16 protein-coding genes are annotated in these 16,347 nt (G+C 53.3%); 7 read left to right on the top strand and 9 right to left on the bottom strand.

Going from position 1 to position 16,347, the window contains the following annotated elements; genetic code table 11:
* Positions 1 to 75 precede the first annotated feature (75 nt).
* Positions 76 to 1,428 carry a glutathione-disulfide reductase gene (gorA, locus tag F3J29_RS17180; RefSeq protein WP_166867892.1) on the top strand — a complete coding sequence of 451 codons (1,353 nt, stop codon included), beginning with the start codon at positions 76 to 78 and terminating at the stop codon, positions 1,426 to 1,428.
* A 132-nt stretch (positions 1,429 to 1,560) separates the two neighbouring features.
* Complete coding sequence (locus F3J29_RS17175) at positions 1,561 to 1,941, top strand: hypothetical protein (protein WP_166867890.1); 381 nt, start codon at positions 1,561 to 1,563, stop codon at positions 1,939 to 1,941.
* A gap of 80 nt (positions 1,942 to 2,021) precedes the next feature.
* Here the strand turns inward: F3J29_RS17175 and kdoO are convergent, their stop codons facing one another.
* Both kdoO and F3J29_RS17165 read right to left on the bottom strand, forming a co-directional pair.
* Positions 2,022 to 2,915, bottom strand: coding sequence for a Kdo hydroxylase KdoO (kdoO, locus tag F3J29_RS17170; RefSeq protein WP_166867888.1), 894 nt, complete (start codon positions 2,913 to 2,915; stop codon positions 2,022 to 2,024).
* Positions 2,916 to 3,220: 305 nt separating this feature from the next.
* Positions 3,221 to 3,757 carry a GNAT family N-acetyltransferase gene (locus tag F3J29_RS17165; RefSeq protein WP_166867886.1) on the bottom strand — a complete coding sequence of 179 codons (537 nt, stop codon included), beginning with the start codon at positions 3,755 to 3,757 and terminating at the stop codon, positions 3,221 to 3,223.
* A 512-nt stretch (positions 3,758 to 4,269) separates the two neighbouring features.
* Between F3J29_RS17165 and F3J29_RS17160 the strand changes: the two genes are divergently transcribed.
* The gene (locus F3J29_RS17160; RefSeq protein ID WP_166867884.1) at positions 4,270 to 5,202 is read left to right on the top strand and encodes an omptin family outer membrane protease; all 933 of its coding nucleotides are present in this window, start codon (positions 4,270 to 4,272) and stop codon (positions 5,200 to 5,202) included.
* A gap of 170 nt (positions 5,203 to 5,372) precedes the next feature.
* Here F3J29_RS17160 and F3J29_RS17155 read toward each other — a convergent pair whose 3' ends face one another.
* From F3J29_RS17155 to F3J29_RS17145, 3 genes are read right to left on the bottom strand one after another with little or no spacing between them, the layout of a single operon-like run.
* Positions 5,373 to 5,831 (bottom strand): DUF943 family protein, encoded by a 459-nt coding sequence (locus F3J29_RS17155; protein WP_166867882.1) that lies wholly within the window; start codon positions 5,829 to 5,831, stop codon positions 5,373 to 5,375.
* Positions 5,832 to 5,888: 57 nt separating this feature from the next.
* Positions 5,889 to 6,347 (bottom strand): DUF943 family protein, encoded by a 459-nt coding sequence (locus F3J29_RS17150; protein WP_166867880.1) that lies wholly within the window; start codon positions 6,345 to 6,347, stop codon positions 5,889 to 5,891.
* Positions 6,331 to 7,182, bottom strand: coding sequence for a YPO3983 family protein (locus tag F3J29_RS17145; RefSeq protein WP_166867878.1), 852 nt, complete (start codon positions 7,180 to 7,182; stop codon positions 6,331 to 6,333). Before F3J29_RS17145 ends, F3J29_RS17150 begins: the two co-directional genes overlap by 17 nt.
* A gap of 313 nt (positions 7,183 to 7,495) precedes the next feature.
* Here F3J29_RS17145 and nudI point away from each other — a divergent pair, with 313 nt between their 5' ends.
* Positions 7,496 to 7,921 (top strand): nucleoside triphosphatase NudI, encoded by a 426-nt coding sequence (gene nudI / locus F3J29_RS17140; RefSeq protein WP_166867876.1) that lies wholly within the window; start codon positions 7,496 to 7,498, stop codon positions 7,919 to 7,921.
* Positions 7,922 to 7,954: 33 nt separating this feature from the next.
* Here the strand turns inward: nudI and F3J29_RS17135 are convergent, their stop codons facing one another.
* Both F3J29_RS17135 and F3J29_RS17130 read right to left on the bottom strand, forming a co-directional pair.
* Complete coding sequence (locus F3J29_RS17135; protein WP_166867874.1) at positions 7,955 to 9,592, bottom strand: STY4199 family HEPN domain-containing protein; 1,638 nt, start codon at positions 9,590 to 9,592, stop codon at positions 7,955 to 7,957.
* Positions 9,593 to 9,765: 173 nt separating this feature from the next.
* Positions 9,766 to 11,184: an aminotransferase-like domain-containing protein gene (locus F3J29_RS17130; RefSeq protein ID WP_166867872.1), complete on the bottom strand. Its 1,419-nt coding sequence runs from the start codon at positions 11,182 to 11,184 to the stop codon at positions 9,766 to 9,768.
* Positions 11,185 to 11,360: 176 nt separating this feature from the next.
* Here F3J29_RS17130 and F3J29_RS17125 point away from each other — a divergent pair, with 176 nt between their 5' ends.
* From F3J29_RS17125 to F3J29_RS17115, 3 genes are all read left to right on the top strand, one after another.
* A complete protein-coding gene (locus F3J29_RS17125) occupies positions 11,361 to 11,534 on the top strand; it encodes a YjiS-like domain-containing protein (protein WP_166867870.1) in 174 nt (57 codons plus the stop codon).
* An 89-nt stretch (positions 11,535 to 11,623) separates the two neighbouring features.
* On the top strand, positions 11,624 to 11,953 hold the full coding sequence (locus tag F3J29_RS17120) for a DHCW motif cupin fold protein (RefSeq protein WP_166867868.1): 330 nt from the start codon (positions 11,624 to 11,626) through the stop codon (positions 11,951 to 11,953).
* A 4-nt stretch (positions 11,954 to 11,957) separates the two neighbouring features.
* The gene (locus F3J29_RS17115; RefSeq protein ID WP_166867866.1) at positions 11,958 to 12,485 is read left to right on the top strand and encodes a GNAT family N-acetyltransferase; all 528 of its coding nucleotides are present in this window, start codon (positions 11,958 to 11,960) and stop codon (positions 12,483 to 12,485) included.
* Positions 12,486 to 12,528: 43 nt separating this feature from the next.
* Here F3J29_RS17115 and F3J29_RS17110 read toward each other — a convergent pair whose 3' ends face one another.
* Both F3J29_RS17110 and F3J29_RS17105 read right to left on the bottom strand, forming a co-directional pair.
* Complete coding sequence (locus F3J29_RS17110; protein WP_008458685.1) at positions 12,529 to 12,774, bottom strand: YdgH/BhsA/McbA family protein; 246 nt, start codon at positions 12,772 to 12,774, stop codon at positions 12,529 to 12,531.
* Positions 12,775 to 12,950: 176 nt separating this feature from the next.
* The gene (locus F3J29_RS17105; protein WP_205246830.1) at positions 12,951 to 16,214 is read right to left on the bottom strand and encodes an autotransporter family protein; all 3,264 of its coding nucleotides are present in this window, start codon (positions 16,212 to 16,214) and stop codon (positions 12,951 to 12,953) included.
* Between the last annotated feature and the right edge of the window lie 133 nt (positions 16,215 to 16,347).

The following is a 16,347-nucleotide window of genomic DNA, read 5'->3' as shown; positions in this document are numbered from 1 at the left end:
ATTACAGTAATCGGTAGAACCTTTATCCCGGCGCGTTACAATCGCGCCTAATTTTCGACTCAAAAGGGAAACATCATGACCAAACATTATGACTACCTCGCCATTGGCGGCGGCAGCGGCGGTATCGCCTCGATTAACCGTGCGGCCATGTATGGGCAGAAATGCGCCCTGATTGAGGCGAAAGATCTGGGCGGTACCTGCGTGAACGTCGGCTGTGTGCCTAAAAAAGTGATGTGGCATGCGGCGCAGATCGCCGAAGCGATCCACAACTACGGCCCGGACTACGGCTTTGACACCACGCTGAACCACTTCGACTGGGACAAGCTGATCGCCAGCCGCACCGCCTATATCGACCGTATTCATACCTCTTACGACAACGTACTGGGCAAGAATAAAGTGGACGTGATCCGCGGCTTTGCGAAGTTCGTTGATGCCCACACCGTGGAAGTTAACGGCGAAACCATCACCGCAGACCATATTCTGATCGCTACCGGCGGCCGCCCAAGCCACCCGAACATCCCTGGCGCTGAGTACGGCATCGACTCCGACGGCTTCTTTGAGCTGCCGGGCCTGCCAAAACGCGTGGCGGTTGTTGGCGCGGGCTACATCGCGGTGGAAATCGCGGGCGTGATTAACGCGCTGGGTTCAGAAACGCACCTGTTCGTGCGCAAACATGCGCCGCTGCGCACCTTCGACCCGCTGATCGTTGAAACACTGCTGGAAGTCATCGAAGCAGAAGGCCCAACCCTGCACACCCACGCGATTCCGAAAGCGGTCGTGAAGAATGCAGACGGCAGCCTGACGCTTGAGCTGGAAGATGGCCGGGCGGAAACCGTCGACACCCTGATTTGGGCGATCGGCCGCGAACCGGCTAACGATAACTTCAACCTGCAGGTAACCGGCGTTGAGCTGGACGCCAAAGGCTACATCAAGGTAGATAAGTTCCAGAACACCAACGTGCCGGGCATTTATGCCGTGGGCGATAACACCGGTGCGGTTGAGCTGACCCCGGTTGCCGTTGCCGCCGGTCGTCGCCTGTCTGAGCGCCTGTTTAACAACAAGCCGGACGAGCATCTGGACTACAGCAATGTGCCAACCGTGGTGTTCAGCCACCCGCCAATCGGTACAGTTGGCCTGACCGAACCCCAGGCGCGCGAGCAGTACGGCGACGACAACGTGAAGGTCTATAAATCCTCCTTCACCGCCATGTACACCGCCGTGACCTCTCACCGCCAGCCGTGCCGCATGAAGCTGGTCTGTGCGGGCCCGGACGAGAAAATCGTCGGGATCCACGGCATTGGCTTCGGCATGGATGAAATCCTGCAGGGCTTCGCCGTGGCGCTGAAAATGGGCGCGACCAAGAAAGACTTCGACAACACCGTGGCGATCCACCCAACCGCAGCGGAAGAGTTTGTCACCATGCGTTAATCCCTCTCGGGATAGACAAAAAAGGCTGGAGGTCACTCTGGCCTTTTTTATATCTGTGGAAAAACACCCAGCCATGATATTTATCTTTGCATAAACTGATATCAAAAATAATGTACAAAGCGGAGATATATTATGGGCTGGGAAATGCATATCACCAGGACGGAACATGCATGGGATGGGGAGAGTAATTCTATTCTTGCAGAAGAATGGGTTCAGTATGTAAATAACGATCCTGAGCTCAGTTTTTCGCCCATAAATGGACCCTATCATGTCATCTGGCGAGGGGATGAAATTAACTGGCTGGACTGGCATACAGGGAATATTTCTGCAAAATCGCCTGCTCAGGGGTTGTATTGCAAAATGCTGGATATCGCCGCCGCGCTCAATGCAAAAGTCCTGGACGATGAGGGCAACTTATATTTGTCGTCCGATGATTTACTTAATCCATCATGGGCAAAGAAAGAAGTATTACCGTCATTTCTACAGAAAATCATGACTTACTTCAGAAAATAAATAGCGCAGTCTTAGTCTTGCCTCTACGGATTACCAATAAAAAAGCCGCAACAGCGGCTTTTTGCACGCGATCATTATGACTAAATCAGCGGCTGACGCAGCAGCCCTTCCAGCACCTTCAGCGGGGAATGCTGTGGATTTTGCATGGCGTCTACCGGCAGTAAAAACGTCTGCTCCAGCATAAACTGCCCGCCCATCGCGGCATGCGGCGTCTGGTCGGAGAAACAGATCCAGCTGCTGCCCGGTGGGAAATCAATGGCCACCTGCGGGCCCTGCTTCTGATAATCCGCATCGGCCTTCATGGCGTCGTGCATCTGCAGCATCAGGTGATCGTAGTGGCTGCGGCGAGTTTTGGTGATGCCGACGGCGTTCTGCAGCCAGCTGCTGGCCGGGGAATAGCTTTTCAGGCGCGGCAGGAAGCGCTCGGCCAGCGTCGGGAACGCTTCGCCTACGCGCCAGCTACGGCTCTCACCGGCCGGATTGATATTGGTGAAAATACGCAGGATGCGCTCGCCATAGTTAGGCCGGGACGGGAACGCGTCCACGTGCAGGCGGCTGTCGTCCTTACGCCAGGAAGTGTTCTGCGTCCACTGCTTAACGGGGTGCAGGCGCAGGCTGTTGGTCGGCGAATGTAGCACCTGCTGGTATTCCGGCAGAAGAGTGGCAATCAGCTGCAGGCAAGATTCGTAATGCCGTTTTAGCAGGGCGCGAACTTCTGGCTCCTGCTCGGCTACAGCCACGCCGGTCAGTTTATCCTTTAGGGGCTGGTAGCTAATGTTTTTACGTTTCGGGTCAACAACAGCCGGGTTCAGCAGCGCGGTTTCCTGTTCGGTCAGCGCAAACGCCAGCTGCGGCAGAAAGACAACTTTGCCCTGCTCCAGCTCGCTCACAACGGATTCAGCCGCCGTATTGCCCCATTGAGAAAGCGGATGCGTCAGGGCCGCGGTATCAAGAGTGATGTTTAAATCTGACATATTGATGTCCTTGCCACTGCTCCGGACAATGTCTTTAACAGATGAATTTCCGGAACATGTTATTTTTTGAAAGACGAATAGAACCACGCCGCCGGAAGACAGCGAATACATACCTGAAAGGGATTAGAGCGAGTATAGTAAGAATGTAAATTAAAAGTTAAACAAAAGCTAAACATCGCCTTGGGTGCTAAATTAAAACGCACAAAATCATAAAATAACGATCGGTGAATATTGCAGTAGCTCACGACTATTTTGGCTATTATTGCTGTGAAATAACAATAATGGCCCGCTAAGCAGGCCATTGTTTATTTCCACTCGCTGCGCAATAGCGCATAGGCATATTCATCCCCCCACTCACCTTTAAAGAAAATATTCTTGTGAAAATGTGCTTCGCGACGAAAACCTAGCTTTTCCAGCAGGCCAGCGGCGGCGTCATTCCTGGCATCAACCGTCGCCACCAGGCGATGCTTGTTGAAGGTGGTGAACAACAGATCAATCGTGCCGCGCAAAGCTTCAAAAGCAAAGCCCTGACGCTGATGGCGTTCGTCAAAGGTCATCCCTAACTCTGCCTGCTGGCCTTCATCAAAAAAGTGCACGGCAACGTCACCCAATAAACGCTGGTCTTCACTGCGCACCACCGCAATCTGGAACCAGCTTTCGTCGGTATTAAAGTCCAGCGGCTCTTGCTGGGCATAGAACGCCTCGGCATCGGCCTGGCTGAAGTCGTCCCAGCTTTGGTAGCGAGCGACTTCCGGCTGGTTGCGGTATTCAATAAAAACGGGTAAATCGGCACGGGTAAACTTGCGCAGCGTCAGGCGCGGGGTGGTCAGTAACGGCTCCATAAGTCATTCCTGGTCAAAGTGTGTAGTGTCGGTCTGCAGGGTAGCAGCTTAACGTTTTATCGATATTACGCCGAGTGCTCAGCCGCACGGTAGCGCGTACCCTGTAAAAAAGAGAATGAAATGAATATGCTACGGGCAGCAGAGCTTTCATCGCCAAATAATTATTAGTTCGCTTACATATTTAAATTCACTAAACGCGACTTAAGTTAAATTTCTTCAATAAATACATATGAATAGTTATGATATATCCTTGTAACAAAAAGCTACAATTTTAATTTTCTTTAAAATCAAACGATTCACCGCTCAAATATTAGCCGGTAGAAAATAATCTTTCCCCTGTCAAGGAACGGTCCATAAAATAGCTTCCGTTTTGCCTGGCAAGACAAACTAATAATAATTTTCAACAACATAATTTATCGCGCAACAATAAATCCTTACGGCCTTATACCTGTCCGTACAGGTTTATTTTTTGCAACACCAAACCAATGTGATAGAAAACAGAACGATACATCATGCACAAGCAAAAATACCTGCCTGTAGCCGCCGCATTGCTGTTTAGCCCGGCGCTGCTCGCTTCAACCAGCTTTAATTTTTCACCCGATGCAGTTACCACGAATATTTCCACCAGCGTTTTAAACGGAGAATCTAAAGAGCTCGTTTATAATCAAGGCGATGGCAGTAAATTAAGTGAACTAAAATGGAAAATAAAAAATACCCCTATTATTAAAGGCGGTATTAGCTGGGACGCACAGCGCTACATCACCCTCAATGCTAACGGCTGGACAACCTTCGCCTCTCGCGGCTCACATATGTCCGACTATGACTGGCAAACGCCTGGCCAGAGCCGCTGGAGTGACAAATCCACCCACCCTGATACCAGCCTGAATTACGCCAATCAGTTCGATCTCAACCTGACCGGCTGGCTGTTGAAGGAACCGACTTATAATCTCGGCATCGTCACCGGTTACCAGGAAACACGCTATAGCTGGACGGCCAGAGGCGGCTCATATAATTATTTCAACGGTGCACTTGTCGGTGAATTCCCTGCCGGGAAACCGGGGATTGGTTATAGCCAGAAATTCAGCGTGCCGTATATTGGGCTGACCAGCAGCTATCGCTATCAGGATTTTGATATTGCAGGGCAATTTAAATTCAGCCCGCTGGTTAACGCGCAGGATAATGACGAGCACTATATGCGTCAGCTGAGCTTTAGCGAAAAAAGTAGCCATTCCAATTATTACGCTGCAACCGTCTCGGCCGGTTATTACGTCACACCAAATACCCGGCTGTACACGGAATTAACCTGGACACGTTTTGCTGAAGCAAAAGCTTCAACCAAAACCCACGATAATAATACCGGGGAAACCTGGACCCAGGGCAGCGGGTCAGCGGGCCTGAGTAACGACAGCTACACCTATGGCGTCGGAATTCAGTATCGCTTCTAAAGGGTTTTGCAGATCAAGTTGAGGAAACTCAGCCCGGATTGTGTGATTTTCACCAGCCGGGCTGAGAGATGTTCTTATGCTTGAATAGCAGAGAAAGTACTTCATTATTTTTTTCCTTTCTGCATATTTAATGACGCCCGCCACAGTAGTCATTAATAAAAAAGAGGTCATCAATATATCTTTATAAGATTGCCATTTTCTTCCAGCCTATAAATACCATCATCAAACGTGAACGTAACCCCTCTATTTTTGCTGTTGCTGATTCTAAAAACTGAATCTTTATCAATGCAGTTGACTTTTGTTTCCATATCATCGAAACAGAGTCGATCATACTTTCCCTCCTCTTTATATCCCTCACCGAACAGCCAAAAAATAATAGTGTAGCCACCGTAGGATGCAGGTCTGGGGATATCATACCTGGCTTTCAGCATATCCTTGTTTTCCAGCCACCAGTTTATTTTCCCTTTTTTCGTAAAAGGGAAATTTTTAACTAAAACACTGCTATAGGTATTTCTCTGATGAACAGCGACAATCTCCACCGGGCGAAATGACTGCAATAGCAGGTAACCTGCTAACACACAGCTCGCCACAACTAGCAAGGAAAGTGATTTCTTATTTTTTAATTTCATTGCGCCCCCTGTGATATCAATTATCCCCGTGACATTAATCATCAATAAAAAGTGCTCTCAATATATTTTTATAAGATTGCCATTTTCTTCCAGCCTGTAGACACTGCCATTAACAGTGAGCTCTAACCCCATATTTTTACTGTAGTCAACAATGAAAACCACATCCTTATCAATGCAGTTAACTTTTGTTTTCATATCATCGAAACAGAGTCGGTCATACTTCCCCTCTTCTTTATAGCCCTCACCGAATAGCCAAAAATCAATCGTATAGCCACCGTAAGATGCAGGTCTTGGGATATCATACTTCGCTTTAAGCATCTCTTTATTTTCCAGCCACCAGTTTATTTTACCTCTACTCGTAAAAGGGAAATTTTTAACTAAAACACTGCTATAGGAATTTCTCTGATGCACGGCGACAATCTCCACCGGGCGAAGTGACTCCCATAGCAGGTAACCTGCTAACACACAGCTCGCAAAAACTAGCAAGGAAAGTGCTTTCTTATTTTTGAATGTCATTTCGCCCCCCGGTAATGTCAATGCTAGCTTGCATATTGGTCATAAAGGGTTTAAAGGCAAACTCGCTGTAGCGCTGGAGGACAAACCAGATCCGGAAAAACCGGAACTGGTTAAATTTCACCTTTGAAATATCCTCATCATCCAGCCCAAAATGGTCCTGGACTTTATAATGCACAACGGCACGATAGCGCGCTTTACCAACCACCAGAGACTTAATCGTGATATGTGTTGCCCAGGTATCGTGCACGGTGATGCCCAGTCCGTTAAAGTTATCCTGAAAGCGGTCAAATTTTGGTAGACGTGCAAACATAATCGCTTCAGTCAGTTGCCCCAGATTCTCTGCAGGATAACAGCCTTTCTCCCAGTCAATATACCGTCCGAAAACTTTCTGCAAACGGAGCCTTGTACTGTTTTCAGACGAACTATCACTTAAAATATGCGCCTTCAAGGCGCTATCCAGTAATGGATGGCAGAACGATTTGTCGCTATTTTTCTGCATATGGGAAATCATCAGCTTAATCAGCATGTTGTAAGGGGGGTGACACGCAAACGGACGGGATAGGTGCCGAAACTCATCAAAAAGGATCTCTGCACACTCCCTCTGGGTCAGTTTTTTACCTTCTCCTCGGGAGCCATGGAACATTGAGTGCGGCTGGCTGAAGGGGCTGATTGCCGTTAACGTGTAAGGGTTCACTCTGGTGGAAACGTCTAACAGATGAAACCGCGCCCTCAAATCAATTTCGGACAGATCGCCGCAGTGCATATCGCTGGCGGTATAGTCATCCATCTTTTTCTGGGTTTTGAATATCGTACAGGGAAACTGAAGTGCCGGCATAAAGACCTTCCTGGTATATTGTTAACGAGACTCATCTTGAGCGTCACTTATGATAAGCGGCAGATACATATGGCGCGTCACATTTTTTATATTTGCAGTAAAACTTAGACCTCAATCATTATTTTCACTCACAACATAAAACAAAATTACTTTATTTATCTTTATGCATTCATCTAATTAATATATTGAATGAAATTATTATAAAAATATTATTGTATTAACGGATAAAATTCTCCCCCAGGTGTCTGTCACGGCACAGACCCTCTTTCGTATCTGTGCTATAACTCAGCCGCTTATTTTCAGGGAGATGACCATGCGACAAAGAGTGATTGCCTGTCCGATTATCCAGAACCAGGGCCAATATTTGCTGTGCAAAATGCCACAAGATCGCGGGGTGTTTCCCGGCCAGTGGGCGCTCTCCGGCGGCGGCATTGAGCCGGGTGAAACCATGGCAGAAGGGCTACGGCGTGAGATCCGGGAAGAGCTGGGTGAAGCGCTGATTATCTCGCACATTGAGCCGTGGACCTTCCGCGATGACGTGCGGGTGAAAACCTACGCCGACGGCAGCCAGGAGCAGGTGTACATGATTTACCTGATGTTCGACTGCATCAGCGAAAACCGCGAGATAATCCTTAACGAAGAATTTGAGCAGTACGCGTGGGTCAGCCCACAGGATCTGGCGAGCTACGATCTGAATGAAGCCACCGCCGCGACGTTCCGTGATAAAGGGCTGCTGTAATGCATTGGGCAGCCCGAAGGCTGCCCGGCACGCCTAGCGCATCGCGTTGTATATCGCCTGCTGAATTTTGACGGTCTGCTCATCCACCGGCTCTGGCTCCAGCCCCTGGGCGGTCGCATCTTCATAGCGCTGCTTCTGCGCCGCCAGGCGCAGCTGAGCGCGCTCTACTTCCTCTTTCTGGCGCTGTACTGCCGGGGCTGAACTGCAGAAGCTGGCGAGGAATTGCTTTCTCAGCGAAGTCAGCTTTTGCCCTTTCTTCATGCCTAACTCGGTGGAGCCAATCAGCCTGCGGCAGGGCCGGGTTTCGTCCATTTGCGGGCGGTATTGCAGCAAAATGGTCAGCACATCGCGGTCATCCGCCGCCAGCGCCTGCTCGGCAAAATAGACTTTCCAGTTCATCCCACCCTGCATAAACAGGCGCACAATACGCGCGTCATTACGGTTAATCGCCGCCCGCAGGTTATTTTCGTCCCAGGTGATGCCCATATTGGCAAGCATATCCCGCGGGCTGTTGGATTCCGGCCGCTCTTTCTGCTGCACCGGCGTAGTCACTATTGGCGGAGCCGCCGTCACCTCAGGTTTTGAAGTGGCATCACTTAACAGATAGAGACCAATCACCGCCACTGCCACCACCACAATCCCTACCGATGCCCACAGCGCGGTGGAGATCATGTCGGTAGTATCATGCTGTTTTTTGGCCGTGCGGGGGTCATAACGCTCAATGGATTCTCTGATCTCTTCCGGGTCACCGCCCTGAGCCCCATGATTTTTACGGGCCTGCTCAAGGTAGCTTTGCAGCGCGGCATCATCCGCGTCTAACAGCGAGGCTGGATTCACTTTGGTGCGGCCTTCACTGAAGGCTTTCTGTACCGGGCCACTGATTTCACCGAAATAGCTATCCAGCAAAGCCACCTGCACGGTCGTCAGCGGCTGTTTGTGCATCAGATCGTTGCGGATTTGACGGGTGCCATCGAGGAAAATTTGCAGGGTTTTACGCTGATCGATAAGAAAACCCAGCTGAGGCGAGTTTTGGTAAATTTTTGCGTAGTGGTGGGCGAATTCTTTCTTATCCACCAGCATCAACGCCAGTTCACTGAACTTCATGCCGCTCAGCACGTCGCCCCGCTCACCCCGCTTCAGCCAGCGGCGAACTTTGTCAGCCCCAAACTGGCTTTTTAGCTGATTGACCAGGTCCGCCTGGCTTGCCCATGCCTGATTGACCAGCCCTTTTAGCATCAGTTCGATGGCGCGCATTTGCTGCTGGGCGCCTTTCTGCAGGCCATCAACATCAGAGGATAATTCGGTGGAATAGCCCAGCAGCGGCTGCTTGAACCGCACATGCTCAAGGTAGCTGGTGAAGCGCAAGGCGGCGAGGAGCTGATTCTGGCTAACCTCCTGCCCGCTTTCATACTGCGGCACCAGCTGCTGCAAATGGCGCAGCAACAGCGTGAATTGTGAAATCTCAGAGTCGTTAAGGTTCAGCCGCTTTGCCACCGCTCCCCAACTGCCCAGCGCCATCCGGGCCTGCTCCAGCTGCTGGAAAAACCATTGCGGATCTTTGCCTTCGGCGGCACGAATATTCAGTAGAGGCAGGATCTGGAGCGAGGCCTGCCGAATAATCCCCAGACACGTCTCAAAGTGCTCCCGCATCTGCAATGTTGCGCTGCTCATGATAGTCCTTTGTCGATGTCCGGCTTCACGCTACCGAACGCAGAAAAAACGGCTTTTTTCCGCCCCAGGCGGCTATTTTTTTATGTTTATTAATGCCAAGGCCAAAATTCGCCATTACAGCCGAGTGTAAAGCAGCCCGGCGGGAATCAATGGCGATAAAAAGAGCGATTTTGTCAGGTATTTTCTAGCGCTTGTTCGGCGATTTCGCCGACCTTTCTCAACACAGCCTCTGCGGCGGGATCCAGAGGCAAAGCATAGTTCAGCCGCATACAATGGCTATATTTTCCAGAGGCGGAAAAAAGCGAGCCGTTAGCAACGTAGATATTTTCCTCACGTAACAAGCGATTGAAACGCGCCACATCGATACTTTCCGGCAATTCAACCCAAAGCAGAAAGCCGCCCTGGGGCCGGCTCACGCAAATCCCGCAGGGAAAATACTGCCGAACACGACAGGTAAAATGTTCAAGGTTACGCTGATAATACTGCCGCATTCGCCTCAGGTGGCGGTGATAGTGACCTTCGCGAATGAAGCCGGCAATGGCACGCTGTGTAAAGACCGGAGTACTTCCGGTGCCGATGTACTTCATATGCAGGACGCGATCGAGATAGCGGCCGGGGACAATCCAGCCAATACGCAACCCTGGCGCAAGGGTTTTGGAAAATGAGCCACAGAGTAAAACGCAGTCCCCTACATCCAGTGATTTAATCGCCATCGGACGCGGATACTCGTAGGCAAGTTCGCCATAAACATCATCCTCGATGATGGCAATGTCATAGCGTTTTGCCAGATTGAGCACCGCTTTTTTACGTGCGTCAGGCATGATAAAGCCCTGAGGATTATTGCAATTAGGGACTAAAAAGATCGCTTTAATCGGCCACTGTTCCAGGACCAGTTCCAGCGCCTCCAGACTCATCCCTGTGGCGGAATCGGTAGGAATCTCTACGACCTTTAGCCCATAACCTCGCAGCATCTGCATCGTGCCGTGAAACGACGGCGACTCAACCGCAACGATATCTCCCGGCTCACACACCGCACGAATGGCAATCGACAGAGCCTCATGGCAGCCATTAGTGATCACAATATCTTCGGGATTCACCACACAGTTGCTGTCCAGCAGCAGGCGAGCGATTTGCTCACGCAAAATTCGTGTGCCCTGAATTTGGTCATAGCCCAGCATCTCGGCGGCCTGATGCTGACTCAACCTCCCCATCTCACGCCAAAGTGGCTTGACGGTACTTTGGGTGAGATCCGGCGCACCGCTGAAAAATCCCGGTGTACATTCGCTGTGGCGGGAATTGATCAACTCCAGCACCTCGCTCCATTGTTTGACTTCCACCGGCCAGCGCGCCGGGCGGGTCAGGCGAGGCAGCGGTGGGACCGCTTTACGGGGCGTAACGTAGTAACCAGAGCGGGGTTGAGGGGAGATTAGCTGCCGGTCCTCAAGCACGTGATAAGCCTGCTGTACGGTGCTGATGCTGACGCCATGTTCGCTACTCAGACTACGCACCGAAGGCAGGCGTTCTCCGCTTTGATATAAGCCTTGTTCAATACGCTCTGCCAGCAGAGTGGCGAGCTGTTGGTAACGCGTCATGCTGTATCCTCACCGGGAACCATACAGAAGGAAAAACCAATACAGAATGGTGCTATAAATGCCATTCACTTCATGTTTTAGCCCTTCTGTATGTTAAAGAAAAGTAATTTTTGAATCTGTCTGCTTTTGCCCGCTCGCCGCATGATAAGCCCAGGAAAACAGCGAGGAATAACGTCATGGGCTTTGAAGAGAACCACTCCTGCAGGCCGTTTTATGGCCTGGTGATGCTTTACCAGTATTTTCGCCGCAGCCGGCAGCGCCGCCGGGCTTTACGGGCATTGCGCGAGCTGAGTCCGAACCAACTCAGGGATATGGGGCTGACGAGGGATGATTTATCACGCTGGGATTAGCACATAAGCGGTGCCACACGCTGGCACCGTTTTTTATTTACTGCTATCAAAAGGAGAACAACACAACCGCAACAATGAGCAGGAGCCGTATGAACATCACCGATCTGCCTTTTAATACCACCGACTGGGCAGCGATAATCCCCACCGAACACCCCGGCATTACCGGCAAAGCGCTATGGCGCACGCAGCAGTTTGGCCCGATCCGCGTGCGCATGGTGGAATACACCGCAGGCTATCTGGCCGATCACTGGTGTCAAAAAGGGCACGTTCTGCTGTGCCTGAAGGGCGAGCTGCAAACTGAGCTGGAAGATGGTCGCCAGTTTACGCTGACCCCGGGCATGAGCTACCAGGTGGCCGACGGCGCGGAGCCTCACCGCTCCTCAACGGCATCCGGTGCCGTCCTGTTTATTGTGGATTAACGTCATGCCGACGCTTTTGACGCCGCGCCTGGCGCTCGATCAGATCGTTGAGGCCGACTGGCCATTATTCCGCTACCTGCAACAGCAGCCGGACGTTATGCGCTACGTCGCGGAAAACCGAACCGAGGATGAGATCCGTCACGCTTTCGACGCCCGTCTTCCCGAATGGCAGCCGGGCAGCAACCACTGGCTCTGCATGACGATGCGCCACCGCAAAACCGGCGTGCCGATTGGCGTCACCGGCTTTATCCTGCGCGAGGACGACATTGCGGAAGTCGGTTTTTTACTCGACCCGTCGTTTCACGGTCAGGGCTACGGTTATGAATCGCTGTACGAGGTGTGCGCCTTTGCATTTGCGGAGGTTGGCATCCGCAAGCTTGTGGCCACGGTCACCGCCGGAAATATTCCGTCAAAGAAAGTGCTGGAGAAAGTGGGGTTTCAGCAGGAAGGTACGCTGCGGGAAAACTACTGGCTGCATAAGCGCTGGCAGGATGACTGGATTTTTGGCCTGTTGGCGCGAGAGTTCAGATAAAACACGGGCCGCTCGAGGCGGCCCATACTGCGTGATTCAAGACTTAGTTGTAGATTTCAGCCACGCCGTACATTTTGTTATCACCGCCGGCGGAAACAATGCGGATAGACTTCGCGCCTGCCTGCTCGGCTTTCTGCTGCAGCTGGTGTTGCAGGCTGTCGAGGTTAGAAGCGCCGCTTACCGATACGGTGCCCATTTTCTGGCTGACAGCTGGCTGGGTTTCCGCCGCAAAGCCGGAGAAGGAAGCAGCGAGAGTCATAACTACGGCAAAATATTTGATGCTTTTCATGATGGTTACCTTTGCATTTTGTTTAGTTGGAAGGCTGACTGCCTTCGATGAGATAAGAATAGCGCCGCAGCGTTTTGTTTGTTAGCGGAACAATTCGCTCATCTCTTTCAAAAAAACTGAAAACAAAGTAACCCGATTAAAAGCGGCGCCGGCAAAGCCCGGGCGCCGCCGGGTAGTCACCAATGCCAGCGCACGCCGACATTGCCGGTCACTACGCGCTGACGCTCGCCGCCAAAGTTAGTCAGGTAGCCCGTCGTGGCATAAAGGCTGCTGTTCTGGCTAACCTGTGCCACCAGTCCCGCGCCAATCTGCCCGGCCGTTTGCCCGACATTGCTGGCGATCGTTGTGCTGCCATCGAAAGCTGTTTCATCATCCTGGCCGAATGACCGCAGTACGTTAGCGCGCAGATAAGGCTTCCAGCTCACGCCGCTCGCCTCAAACGCCCACTGCAGCCGAGCCCCAACCCGCCCCTGCCAGGTATTGCCCTTGTTCCAGCGGACATCGGAGACGCCGTCATTCAGCGAATCCAGGGAGGTTCTTTGCCAGACCAGCTGTGCCTGAGGTTCAAGCGTCACCCCTTCGCCGAGGGAAACGGGCAGCCCCGTCTCTACAGAGCCGGTCACCGCCTTGCCGCTGGAAGAAGCATTCACCTCGTTGACCGAGTTAGTCGTCAGCCGCAGCGCACTGCCCATCAATACTGCGTCCGTATACCAGCCGGAGGCTGCAACCCGTGTCCAGTAGCCGCCGTAGGTGTAGTTATTCAGCTGTAGTTTACCAACGCGCATGCCCTGTTTTGCCAGCGCAAAGCCGTCGACATCCCCGGTCGCTCTGGAGAATCCGAACAGGATGCCGAAATGATGCGTCGCCCCGCTATCCTCTGTGGCGGTATACAAATCCTGCCCCAGCTGGAGCCCCCACAATGTGCCGTTGAAGGACGGGTTCACATCCCCGCTTTGATGAATATCCGCGTGGCTGCCCCAGCTTCTGGCCCAGAAAGCTGGCGCTTTGTTATTGCCGCTCAGCAAACTCTGCTCGCCCTGACGATCGTGGAAGGTGTCTATCTGCTGCAGGTTAAGCTGGCGGGCAACGGCTGGCGCTTCGGCATACAGCGCAACCTCTGGCCGGTAGACGTTCAGCGTCTCGTCACCGTGAGAGGCATTCACGATGGACTCAGGCGTTTCTTCCGCCGGAGTGACCGATGTTGTCGAGTCCGGCACAACCGTGTTGCGCAGATACCAGCTCCCGCCGCTGGCGTCAGAGACGCCGCCTTTGGCGAGATAATAAGAATATGCCCCGGCGCTGACGGTGCCCCCCGAGAGACTGAAGGCATTCACCGTGCTGGTCGCGCCGTTAGTGACCTGAACGACCTGAATACCATCGGACAGAGTTTGCGCCCCGGCGCCGCCGATATTGGTGACTTTCAGCGTGCTGTTGCCCGAAGCGCTGCCGCCGCTAAGGATAAGCTTGTCAGACGCGGCTCCATCGCCTGCCAGCACCGTATTCAGCGCAATCACGCCATTCTGGCCGCTGTAGTTGCCCGCGACGGTCAGGCTGTTCCCCACCCCGCTGCCACCGAGCTGCACAAGCCCCGCGTTGGTCAGATTGCCGTTGATCTGGAAATTGCCCTGTGGGCCAGCGGAGAGAAACGGTAGCGCATTGGCCACTGCCAGCGTGCCGCTGTTCGTCACGTCTCCGTTTACCGTGCCGTAGCCACCCAGCGTGGCGCCTGCGGCAACCTTTGCTCCGCCTGCCGCTGCCGCAGAAGCTTGAGGGCTGTCACCCACAACCAGCGTACCCGCCTTAATTGCCGTACCGCCCGCATAGCGATTAAGGCCGTTGAGCACCAGCGTCCCGCTGCCCAGTTTGGTTAACGCCCCGGCCCCCGTAATGCCCTGCCCGACAACGGAGGTGAACCCCTGCGTATCGAACGTCCCATTGCTGGCGGTGACTGATACCGCCCGGGATGGCGCAAGATCGAACGAACTGCCGAGCTGAAGCATGCCCCCGTTAAAGATAAGCCCACCTGCAGCCGCACCGAGCGCACTGTCTGCGGCGGCCTGCAGCGTGCCGCCGCTCAGCGTCGTTCCCCCGCTGTAGCTGTTAGTGCCCGTCACCTGCAGCAGGCCGCTGCCGCTTTTCTCAACGGCTCCACGGCCAGTCATCGCCCCGGAATAGCTGCCGTCGCTGTTTTGCAGGAAACGCACCAGCCCGTCGTTAGTGACCGACAGCGGCAGGTTGGTTGAGTTTGCCTGCAGCGTCGCGCCGTTGCTGACCGAGGCCGTCACTGAAGCGAGGCTGGTGCCGAGCGTGCCGGTAAGATCCAGCGTACCGCTCTGCACCAGGGCGGTGGTAAACGCGCCGGAACCCGCCCAGGTCCAGTCGCTGCCGGTCATGGTCAGCGTCTGGAAATTGGTGAAGGCGTTGGAGGCCGTTCCCGATCCTTCCAGCGTCACGCTGTTGTTTCCCCGTCCGCCGTCCGCCAGGCCAACAATTTGTGAGCCGGTCTGGAGGATCAGCGAAATGCTGCCGTTGCCGCTCAGAATTGCCGTGCCGCTTCCGCCCTGAATCAGCCCGGCGTTGGTGATGGTGATATTACCGTTAGTCGAACGAATACCGATGCCGTTATTGCTGACGATCTGCCCGCCGGCCAGGTTATTGATCGTGGTGTTAAAGCTGCTGCCGAGCGTGTTGGCTACCACGCCGTCCACGCTGCCGCTGGAGGACGCGGTTCCCGTGGTCTGAATCAGGCCGCTGTTATTTAGCGTGGCGTTGTTGCCCTGCAAAAACACCGTGGGCGCGTCCCGCCCGGACGTGGTCAGCGTCCCACTGTTGTTCACCGTGCCGCTGCCGCCCAGCAGCGAAATAGCCCTGGCGTTATTCCCCGATGTCGAGACCGTCCCGGTATTCGTGATGGTATTCCCCGCCGCCCCTGGATTGCTTTGCCCCCAGGCGGCGGTCATGCCGTATGAATTGCTGCCGCTGGTGGTGATGGTGCCGTTGTTGATCAGCGTGTTGTTATTGCCGTTGGCCGCCATACCGTCGTTGTAGGCGCCGGTAGTGGTCAGCGTGCCCGTCACGCCGTTGGTCAGCGTGTTACCGTTGTTCACGCCAAGCAGCAGCGCCCCACGGTTCGCCACGCCAGTACCGTTCCCAGACAGAGTGAGCGCCCCACCGTTAGTCATCGCGCTGCCGCTGTCCACCGAAAACGGCGTCGCCTGAGCGGGCAGCGAATAGCTTCCAGCGGTGGTTGAGTCGAGGTTAATCGTGACGTTATTGCTGCCGGTGGTGGCTACCACGGGCGGAATACCCGAGCCGCTACAGGTCACGGTGTCTCCGCTATTCGGCGCTGACGACGAACAGGCGGCAATGGCGGAAAAGGGGAGCGCGCCGGTTAAACCGGCCAGAAAGACAGGAACCAGAGTCAAAGCCTTATTTTTCATGTTTACTCTCGCAGCAAGAAAGATAAACAACGGGTGGGCGATCCCTGCGGCTTCGCGGTGAAGCGGGCAAATTGTCCAGTGGTGGGTCTGGGGCAGAAGAAATCTACACCCGGCACTTAACTATAGAGCCAGG

The sequence above is a fragment of the Enterobacter sp. Cy-643 genome, from assembly GCF_011752815.1.
Taxonomy (GTDB): Bacteria; Pseudomonadota; Gammaproteobacteria; order Enterobacterales; family Enterobacteriaceae; genus Cedecea.
The sequence above is the reverse complement of the archived record's forward strand: the minus strand, read 5'-3'. Positions and strand labels throughout refer to the sequence as shown.

Coding starts and splice junctions, on each gene's coding strand:
- gorA (WP_166867892.1), top strand. CDS start 76: ATGACCAAACATTATGACTACCTCGCCATTGGCGGCGGCAGCGGCGGT.
- F3J29_RS17175 (WP_166867890.1), top strand. CDS start 1,561: ATGGGCTGGGAAATGCATATCACCAGGACGGAACATGCATGGGATGGG.
- kdoO (WP_166867888.1), bottom strand. CDS start 2,915: ATGTCAGATTTAAACATCACTCTTGATACCGCGGCCCTGACGCATCCG.
- F3J29_RS17165 (WP_166867886.1), bottom strand. CDS start 3,757: ATGGAGCCGTTACTGACCACCCCGCGCCTGACGCTGCGCAAGTTTACC.
- F3J29_RS17160 (WP_166867884.1), top strand. CDS start 4,270: ATGCACAAGCAAAAATACCTGCCTGTAGCCGCCGCATTGCTGTTTAGC.
- F3J29_RS17155 (WP_166867882.1), bottom strand. CDS start 5,831: ATGAAATTAAAAAATAAGAAATCACTTTCCTTGCTAGTTGTGGCGAGC.
- F3J29_RS17150 (WP_166867880.1), bottom strand. CDS start 6,347: ATGACATTCAAAAATAAGAAAGCACTTTCCTTGCTAGTTTTTGCGAGC.
- F3J29_RS17145 (WP_166867878.1), bottom strand. CDS start 7,182: ATGCCGGCACTTCAGTTTCCCTGTACGATATTCAAAACCCAGAAAAAG.
- nudI (WP_166867876.1), top strand. CDS start 7,496: ATGCGACAAAGAGTGATTGCCTGTCCGATTATCCAGAACCAGGGCCAA.
- F3J29_RS17135 (WP_166867874.1), bottom strand. CDS start 9,592: ATGAGCAGCGCAACATTGCAGATGCGGGAGCACTTTGAGACGTGTCTG.
- F3J29_RS17130 (WP_166867872.1), bottom strand. CDS start 11,184: ATGACGCGTTACCAACAGCTCGCCACTCTGCTGGCAGAGCGTATTGAA.
- F3J29_RS17125 (WP_166867870.1), top strand. CDS start 11,361: ATGGGCTTTGAAGAGAACCACTCCTGCAGGCCGTTTTATGGCCTGGTG.
- F3J29_RS17120 (WP_166867868.1), top strand. CDS start 11,624: ATGAACATCACCGATCTGCCTTTTAATACCACCGACTGGGCAGCGATA.
- F3J29_RS17115 (WP_166867866.1), top strand. CDS start 11,958: ATGCCGACGCTTTTGACGCCGCGCCTGGCGCTCGATCAGATCGTTGAG.
- F3J29_RS17110 (WP_008458685.1), bottom strand. CDS start 12,774: ATGAAAAGCATCAAATATTTTGCCGTAGTTATGACTCTCGCTGCTTCC.
- F3J29_RS17105 (WP_205246830.1), bottom strand. CDS start 16,214: ATGAAAAATAAGGCTTTGACTCTGGTTCCTGTCTTTCTGGCCGGTTTA.